The organism is Pseudonocardia halophobica (assembly GCF_027922425.1).
GTDB lineage: Bacteria > Actinomycetota > Actinomycetes > Mycobacteriales > Pseudonocardiaceae > Pseudonocardia > Pseudonocardia halophobica.
Genome location: NZ_BSFQ01000062.1, coordinates 24,464 through 32,750, shown reverse-complemented (window position 1 = coordinate 32,750; position 8,287 = coordinate 24,464). Strand labels below are relative to the sequence as shown.

Annotated in this window: 8 protein-coding genes; 3 read left to right on the top strand and 5 right to left on the bottom strand. The window is 72.9% G+C overall.

What is annotated here, in order from left to right:
• Positions 1-91 precede the first annotated feature (91 nt).
• The 4 genes from PKE99_RS35900 to PKE99_RS35885 form a co-directional block, all read right to left on the bottom strand.
• Positions 92-1,795, bottom strand: a complete 1,704-nt coding sequence (locus PKE99_RS35900; RefSeq protein WP_425566542.1) for a ribonuclease J — start codon at positions 1,793-1,795, stop codon at positions 92-94.
• A 235-nt stretch (positions 1,796-2,030) separates the two neighbouring features.
• A complete protein-coding gene (gene dapA, locus PKE99_RS35895) occupies positions 2,031-3,041 on the bottom strand; it encodes a 4-hydroxy-tetrahydrodipicolinate synthase (RefSeq protein WP_037047092.1) in 1,011 nt (336 codons plus the stop codon).
• A 24-nt stretch (positions 3,042-3,065) separates the two neighbouring features.
• Positions 3,066-3,887, bottom strand: a complete 822-nt coding sequence (locus PKE99_RS35890; protein WP_051737580.1) for a hypothetical protein — start codon at positions 3,885-3,887, stop codon at positions 3,066-3,068.
• Between the two features lie 1,193 nt (positions 3,888-5,080).
• Positions 5,081-5,707: a TIGR03085 family metal-binding protein gene (locus PKE99_RS35885; protein WP_037047087.1), complete on the bottom strand. Its 627-nt coding sequence runs from the start codon at positions 5,705-5,707 to the stop codon at positions 5,081-5,083.
• 64 nt (positions 5,708-5,771) lie between these two features.
• On the opposite strand from PKE99_RS35885, the gene PKE99_RS39665 reads away from it, so the two are divergent.
• Positions 5,772-5,915, top strand: coding sequence for a hypothetical protein (locus PKE99_RS39665; RefSeq protein WP_425566541.1), 144 nt, complete (start codon positions 5,772-5,774; stop codon positions 5,913-5,915).
• A 63-nt stretch (positions 5,916-5,978) separates the two neighbouring features.
• Here PKE99_RS39665 and thyX read toward each other — a convergent pair whose 3' ends face one another.
• Complete coding sequence (gene thyX / locus PKE99_RS35875; protein ID WP_037047086.1) at positions 5,979-6,731, bottom strand: FAD-dependent thymidylate synthase; 753 nt, start codon at positions 6,729-6,731, stop codon at positions 5,979-5,981.
• Positions 6,732-6,832: 101 nt separating this feature from the next.
• Here thyX and PKE99_RS35870 point away from each other — a divergent pair, with 101 nt between their 5' ends.
• Both PKE99_RS35870 and PKE99_RS35865 read left to right on the top strand, forming a co-directional pair.
• Positions 6,833-7,366: a toxin-antitoxin system HicB family antitoxin gene (locus PKE99_RS35870; RefSeq protein WP_037047084.1), complete on the top strand. Its 534-nt coding sequence runs from the start codon at positions 6,833-6,835 to the stop codon at positions 7,364-7,366.
• 5 nt (positions 7,367-7,371) lie between these two features.
• The gene (locus tag PKE99_RS35865; protein ID WP_037047197.1) at positions 7,372-8,277 is read left to right on the top strand and encodes a DUF4097 family beta strand repeat-containing protein; all 906 of its coding nucleotides are present in this window, start codon (positions 7,372-7,374) and stop codon (positions 8,275-8,277) included.
• The last annotated feature ends 10 nt before the right edge of the window (positions 8,278-8,287 follow it).

Sequence of the window (8,287 nt, the reverse complement as noted above, 5' to 3'; positions counted from 1 at the left end):
TCGGGTTCACGTGCACCAAGCGCGAACGAGCACAGCCGACCCCGCCCAGATTCTCATCCTTCAAGGCGGCCCGGGGTAGGGCCATGACATCTCAGACCGCGATGACCGTCGGCACGATCATGGGACGGCGGCGGTACGTCTCCCCCACCCACTTCCCGACCACCCTGCGGACGGACTGCGCGACCCGGTGGGTGTCGGTGATGCCGTCGTTCTCGGTGCGGGAGAGCTCGTCCTCGACCATCGGCAGGACGGCGTCGAGCGCCTTCGGGTCGTCGGAGAAGCCGCGGCCCGAGAGCGTCGGGCGCGAGACCGCGCGGCCCGTGGTGGCGTCGATCGCCACGGTGATCGAGATGAAGCCGCCCTCGCCGAGCACCAGCCGGTCCGAGAGCACGCCCTCGCCGATGTCGCCGACCAGGTTCCCGTCGACGTACACGCGGCCCACCTCGACCCGCCCGGTGATCGCCGCCTTGCCGTCGACGATGTCGACGACCACGCCGTCCTCGGCGATCACGACGTTCTCCTCGGGCACGCCGGTCGCCACCGCGAGCGCCTTGTTGGCGCGCAGGTGCCGCCACTCCCCGTGCGCCGGCATGACGTTCGACGGCCGCACCGCGTTGTAGAGGAACAGCAGCTCGCCGGCCGGCGAGTGCCCGGACACGTGCACCTTCGCGTTGCCCTGGTGCACGACCTTGGCGCCGAGCCGGGTCAGGCCGTTGATCACCGCGAAGACCGCGGTCTCGTTGCCCGGGATCAGGGAGCTGGCCAGGATCACCGTGTCGTCCGGGCGGATCACCACGGTGCGGTGGTCGCCGCGGGCCATCCGGGACAGCGCCGAGAGCGGCTCGCCCTGCGACCCGGTGGAGATCAGGACCAGCTGCTCGTCGGGCAGCCGCATGGCCTCGTCGAGGTCGACGAGCAGGCCCTCCGGCACGTTGAGGAGGTCCAGCTCGCCCGCGAGGCCCATGTTGCGGACCATCGAGCGGCCGGCGAAGCAGACCTTGCGGCCGTGCTCCGCGGCGGCGTCGAGCACCTGCTGGACGCGGTGCACGTGGCTGGCGAAGCAGGCGACGATGATCCGCGACGGGGCCTTGGCGAAGACGTCCGAGATCACCGGGCCGATCTCGCGCTCCGGCGTGACGAAGCCGGGGACGTCCGCGTTCGTCGAGTCGACCACGAACAGGTCCACGCCCTCGTCGCCCAGCCGGGAGAAGCCGGCGAGGTCGGTGAGCCGGTCGTCCAGCGGAAGTTGGTCGAGCTTGATGTCGCCGGTGTGCAGGACCAGGCCCGCGGGCGTGCGGATGGCGACGGCCAGCGCGTCGGGAATCGAGTGGTTGACCGCGAAGTACTCGCAGTCCCACGGCCCGTGGTGCAGCCGGTCGCCCTCCTTCACCTCCAGCAGGTGCGGGGTGAGGTGGTGCTCCTTGCACTTGGCGGCGACCAGGGCGAGTGTGAACCGCGACCCGACGACGAGCAGGTCCGGCTTCTGCCGCAGCAGGAACGGGACGGCGCCGATGTGGTCCTCGTGGCCGTGGGTGAGCACGAGGACGTCGATGTCGTCGAGCCGGTGCTCGATCGCCCGGAAGTCCGGGAGGATCAGGTCCACGCCGGGCGAGTCCTCGGACGGGAACAGCACGCCGCAGTCGACGACCATCAGCCGGTCCTCGTACTCGAAGACCGTCATGTTCCGGCCGATCTCACCGATGCCGCCGAGGGCGTAGACGCGCAGGCCGCCCTCGGGGAGCGCGGGCGGCGGCCCGGCGGGCAGCTCGGTCGGGTTGGTGATCTCGGGCGGCAGCGGCGGGCGCTCGGGACCGCGCTCCCGGCGTCCCGATCGGCGACGACGGTCGTTGCGGGAGGAGGGACGACTCACGTGGTATGTGCCTCTTCTTGCTGAGCGGAGCTCGCGGAACGAACCCCGGCGCTGAGCGGAGCTTGCGGAGCGAACATCGGCGCGGGCGGAGCTTGCGGAGCGAACATCGGCGCGGGCGGAGCGTGCGGTGCGAACATCGGCGCTGATCGGAGGGGCCGGGTCAGCGGTAGGCGACCTCGGCCCCCAGGTCGGTGTCCGTGCGGGTGCCCAACGCCCCGTGTCCGGAGTGGGCGGGACGGCCGTGCGGCACGCGGTCGGGGTCGAGTGCGACACCGCCGGCCATCAGGTCCGCCGCGATCAGCGCGACCTGCTCCTCGGTCGCGGGTGGCAGGGGCAGCCGGGGCTCGCCGACGTCGATCCCCCGCAGGCGCAGCGCCACCTTCGAGAAGACCGCGCCGCCGACCCGGCCCATGCCGCGGAGCAGCGGGATCATGGCGTAGTGCAGGTTGCGGGCCCGGTCGTGCTCGCCGGCCTCGAAGGCCTCGAGCATGACGCGCAGGCGGTCCGCCACGACGTGCCCGATCACCGAGACGAACCCGACGGCCCCGACCGACAGCCAGGGCAGGTTCACCGGGTCGTCGCCCGAGTAGTAGGCGAGCGTCGTGGTGGCGAGCACCTCGGTGCCGACGCGCAGGTCGTTGCGCGCGTCCTTGACCGCGAGGATCCGCGGGTGCTGAGCGAGCCGCTGCAGCGTGTCCAGCTCGATCGGGACCACGGAGCGCGGCGGGATGTCGTAGAGCATCACGGGCAGCTCGGTCGCGTCGGCGACCGCGGTGAAGTGGAGGAGCAGCCCGTTCTGCGGCGGCCGCGAGTAGTACGGGGTGACGACGAGCAGCCCGTGCGCGCCCGCCTTCTCCGCCTGGCGGGCCAGGTGGATGCTGTGCGCGGTGTCATAGGTGCCCGCGCCGGCGACGATCGTCGCACGGTCGCCCACCGCGCTCACCACGGCGCGGACCAGCTCGGACTTCTCCGTGTCCGACGTCGTCGGGCCCTCGCCGGTGGTCCCGTTGACGATCAGCCCGTCGTTGCCCAGGTCGACGAGGTGGGTCGCCAGCTCCTCCGCCTTCGCCAGGTCCAGCTCCCCCTCCGCGTCGAAGGGCGTGACCATCGCCGTCAGCACCTGGCCGAACGGGCGACCCGGGGGCAGGGCCTGCGCGGAGGAGGGGCTCATGGGGGTGACGGTACCCGGCCCCCTTCAGCAGCCGCCGACCTGAGCTGTACCGGGCGCGGCGAACTCGAGGCGGACGCCGTCCGACCGCGGAAGCACGACCGCGCTCCCCGTGGCAGGGGTCCATGTCGCCGGGAGCAGCACATAGCGGTCGCCGGCCTGCATGACCAGCTTGAGGCCGTCGTAGCGGAAGCCCGACCCCGCGCAGGTGGTCTCGACGACTCCTGCGACCCGTGACTGCAGCGCCTTCTCGCTGAACAGCACGACGTCGGCGGACTGCGGGAGACCGGCGGCGATGTTCTGGGCCCGTCCCGTCCCGACCGCTGACGAGTAGTCGCCCGCCGCCCAGAAGAGCCCGACCGCGACCAGGACGAAGCACGCGGTCCACTCGGCGACGGCGGCGAAGGACGTGGAGCGCCGCCGCGACCGGAAGGCCCAAGCGGCGAGGGGCACGCCGACGGCCAGGCAGGAACCCGCGAGCCACGGGAACGCGTCGAACGGTCTCGGGTCGACGAACGCCACGCCGGCCAGCAGGATCGCCAGCAGCCCCAGGGCGCCCGCGACCGGTCCGGCAGCGTGGACGAGCAGGCGACGAGCCGGGCCGGGGAGACGCGGCCAGATCGCCCGGAACAGCCAGAGCGCGGTGAGCGAGACCGCCGCGACCACGGTCAACGGCACGAACAGCCCGTCGGCACTGCGGATCAGGAAGTCCTGCGCGGTGAGGCCGAGGACCGTGTAGTTCACGCCGAAGTAGGCGAACATGTAGTGCGCGTGCAGCATGCCGAAGTAGAAGAGCAGCGCGGTCAGAACGGTGCCTTGCGCCAGCACCGCGCCCACGATCGTCAGCACCTTCTTGGCGGGCTGCTCGTCCGGTGCAGTTGCGGATGGTGCGGCCGGCCCGCCGGCCTCGGCTTTCTCGGCCGACTCCGGACGCGGCGTCCGCGGGACCGGCGAAGGTCGCGGAGGGCCGTCCGCGCGCGGCCCGTCTCCGGCCGGAGACGGGCCGGTCGCGCGGTCCTCGGGGGTGACGGTCATCGCCCGGTTCTGCCTCTGGACTCGCTGCTCGACGACGAGGTCGATCCTCCGGAGCTCGACGGGTCCGTGGTCGTCGTCTCCGTGGTCGACCGGCTCGTGGTGAGCACGGGAGCTCCGAGGTTCGGGCAGGGTCGGGCGATGTCGATGCGCACGGACGAGCCTCTGGCCACCTCCCCGCCGGGCGCCGGGAACCCGACGATCCGGCACAGGATGTATGACCCGTCGTCCTCCGGGGCCGAGACCGTGGAGGTCAGCTTCGGGCTGAGGCGCAGGCAACGGTCGCTGTTGTCGCCACACGTGTTCTGGTCGCGGATGTTGCTCCGCAGCACATCACGCCCACTCAGCTCCGAGCCCCCTCCGGGCTCGAAGAACGGCAGGCCGTCAGCCTGGAAATCCGGGATCCTGACCCGGCTACCGGGCGCCACCGCGCCGCTGCCGTGGCCCATGGGCGCACCGGGAGCGTTCGGCTGCGCCGAGGCTCGGGGGGACGAGCCGGCTCCCGCATTCGGCGTCTGCGAGCGGGAGGAGGGAACGGCACCCGCGGTCGCCGAGGTCCCTGGCTGTGGCTGGTGGTGGCCACCGGACGGCGGGCCGCCGTCACCGGATCCCGGACCCCCGGCAGCGTTCTGACTTCTGGGCGGCGCGGTGCTCGTGCTGCCGGTGCCCGGCGTTCCGCCGGTGCTCGCCGTGCCGTCAGTGGTCGTGGGATCGAGGATGGTCGTGGGATCGAGGATGGTCGTGGGATCGAGGGTGGTCGTGGTCCCCGGTCGGAACGGATCGGCCGAGACCCGCGGGACGGAGGGATCAGCGGACGCCGGTCTCCCGGCTCCTCGTCCCACGGCGACGGCCACGCCCGAGACGAGGAGTGCGCACGTCGCGGCGGCGAGGATCGCGACGGCCCAGCGGCTGCGACCGATTGCGACCACCTCGTTCCCCAGCGACGCCGATCTCGAACGCTAGGAACTCGGGCAGCGCACCTCCATACGTAAAGGTGCGTAGGCGGACGACTACAGCCCGCGACTCACACTCGTGTACAGCTCGACGTCGGAAGGGTTGCCCTCCACCTCGACCCGGGCGGCGTCACGGCCGAAGAGGTGCAGGACGATCTCGCCGGGGTCGCCGACCAGGGTGACCAGGCCGGGGCCGGTCTTGATCACGTGCGCGGCGCCCTCCGGCCGGCGCAGCACGACACCGACGGGGCTGCGGCGCAGCAGGAGCCGGCCCATCCGCGTGGCGAGTGCCCAGAGCTGCTCGTCGCGCTCCGAGTCCGACGGCCGGGGCTCCCAGCCGCGCTCGCCGCGGCGGGCGTCCTCGTGGTGCACGAAGAACTCGGCGCCGTTGGCGACCTCGTCGACCTTGCCGATCCGGTAGGGCGACCACGGCGGCGCGCCCTCGCGCAGCTCGCCGATCATCGATTCCCACGAGGTGTCGGCGTACCCCGCCATGCCCTTCTGGGTGAGCGGTTGCAGGGCCGGCACGACGATGCCGGGCGCCGCCCACGGCTGCCGCTCCCGGACGAGCAGGTGCGCGAGCAGGTCCCGCGTGGTCCAGCCCTCGCACAAGGTCGGGCGGTCGGGGCCGAGCTTCTCCAGGGTGTCGGACAGGGCGGCGCGCTCGTCGGTCGCAAGGCTCACCGGCGCCACGCTAGCGGCGGGGCGCCCTTTGCGCCCGGCAGGCCAAGATGACACCTTGGTTGTCATGAATTCGCCGGACCCCGGCCCCGTGACGACGATGCGCGGCACGGCCTCCGAGATCGTCCTCGCCCTGTGGCGGCGCCGGGACCCGCTGTCGCTGCACGCCGGCGGGGATCCGACCCTGCTGGAGCAGTGGCCGTCGATCTGAGAGCGGCCTGCTCGCCGCTCGCGGCGCTGCCAGCCCTCCGGTGTCGATGGTCGGGCGGCGCTGCTAGCCCTCCGTGACGAACGGGCTGCTGGCGATCTCGGTGCCGTCGTCGAGCTTCTGGATGTCGAAGTCGTTGAAGACGTTCGGGACCTCGGCCTGCAGCTGCCGCAGGCACTCGATCGCGAGCGCGCGGATCTCCACGTCCGCGTGCTCCGTGGCCCGCATGCCGATGAAGTGCCGCCAGGCGCGGTAGTTGCCGGTCACCACGATCCGGGTCTCCGTGGCGTTGGGCAGGATCGCCCGCGCCGCCTGCCGGGCCTGCTTGCGGCGCAGCGTGGCGTTCGGGACGTCGGCGAACCGCTTCTCCAGGCCCTCGAGGAGCTGCTCGTACGCCTTCACCGAGGCCTCGGCGGCGTCGAGGAACATCTGGTGGAGCTCGGGGTCGTCCGCGATGACCTCGGGCTCGACCATCGCCGCGTCGCGCTCCGGCACGTACCGCTGCGACAGCTGCGAGTACGAGAAGTGCCGGTGCCGGATCAGCTCGTGCGTGAGGCTGCGCGAGATGCCGGTCAGGTAGAAGCTGACCGTGCCGTGCTCGAGCACGGACAGGTGCCCGACCTCGAGGATGTGCCGCAGGTAGCCCTCGTTGGTCGCGGTGCGCGGATTGGGCTTGCTCCAGGACTGGTAGCAGGCCCGGCCGGCGAACTCGGCGAGCGCCTGTCCACCGTCGGCGTCGGTCTCCCACGGCACGTCGGCCGGCGGGAAGAACTCGGTCTTGGCGACGAGCTGGACCTTCGGCGGGACGGTCTGCGGCATGGTCGGCAGCGTAACCGGCGGGACCGACGGAATCGGCCCGGCGTCAGCCTGACAGCGCGATGACGGTTGCGTGATGTCATCGGTGACGCCATAGTGGCGTCATGGACATCGGCCAGTACGTCGCACAGCTGCGGGAGGACCTCGCGTCCGCCGCCGCCGCCGGCGACGAGCAGACCCAGCGCACGGCCGCGCTCCTCGGCGCGGCGATCGAACCCGCGGCCCGGCTGGCCGTCATGAACGCCCTCTCCGACCTGGCCGCCGAGGTCACCGAGGCACTCGGCGACCGCACCGTCGAGGTGCGCCTCGACGGGCGGGACGTCCGCGTGGCCGTCTCGGGCACCGAGCACGAGCAGGAGCACGGGACGCCGCGCTTCACCCCGCCCGGCCCGGGCGACGCCGGCGACATCAGCCGGATCACGCTGCGGCTCGTCGAGCAGATCAAGGCGCAGGCCGAGCAGGCCGCGGCCCAGCAGGGCGTCTCGCTCAACTCCTGGGTCTCCCAGGCGGTGCAGGGCGCCCTCGCCGGCAAGCAGCGGCGCTGGGAGCAGCGCGGCCGCGGCTGGCCGCGGCCCGACAGCCCGGACCGGGACGACGACCGCGGCGACGGCCGCCTCAAGGGATGGGTGCAGGGGTGAGCGCGATGACCGAACCGAACGAGGACCTGGTCCGCCAGCAGGCCTGGACCTGCACCGAACCCGCCGAGCTCGAGGTTGCGATCGACGTCGGGCGGGTGCGGATCGAGCTCAACGAGGACGCGACCGAGGTCCGGGTCGAGGTCCGCCACGAGCCCGACGCCGACAGCCCCTGGGAGCAGGGCATCACCGGCCTGCTCAACTGGCTGGGCACCGCGACCGGCGACATCGCGCAGGACCCCGGTGCCGCCGCGGTCCGCGCCGCCGAGATCAGCTGGAGCGAGACCGCGCGGCGGCTCGTGGTGCGCTCCGCGCAGGACCTGCCGCTGCGGGTGGTGCCGCTGGCGGTGACCGTGTGGGCGCCCACGCGCTCGCGGCTCGCCGTGCGCACCGGCGCCGGCGACGTCACGGTGACCGGCCGCTCGGGCTGGGCCGCCGTGCGCACCGGCTCGGGGAACGCCCGGCTCGACGAGGTCACCGGCGCCCTCGAGGTCAGCACCGGCTCCGGCCGCGTGGAGCTGGGGATCGTGGGCGCGGAGGCCAAGCTGCGCACCGGCTCCGGGGGGATCTCCGCCGCCGCCCTCTCCGGCCCGACGACGGTGAAGGCCGGCTCCGGCGACGTCTCCTTCGGCGAGGTGCACGCCGACCTCACGCTGAAGACGGGCTCGGGCGACGTCGAGATCGCCGACGCCTTCGCCGGACGTTTCGACCTCACGACCGGCTCCGGCTCGATCCGGGTCGGGGTGCACTCCGGGGTGGCCGCCGAGCTCGACCTCACCTCGGGCTCCGGCCACGCGCGCAGCGATCTCGACGTGGGCCGGGTCGCGCCCGCCGACGCGCCGCCGCTGCGGGTGGCCGGGCGGACCGGGAGCGGCGACATCCGCATCACCCGCGCCGCCACCGCTGCGGTCTGAGGGGTCCACA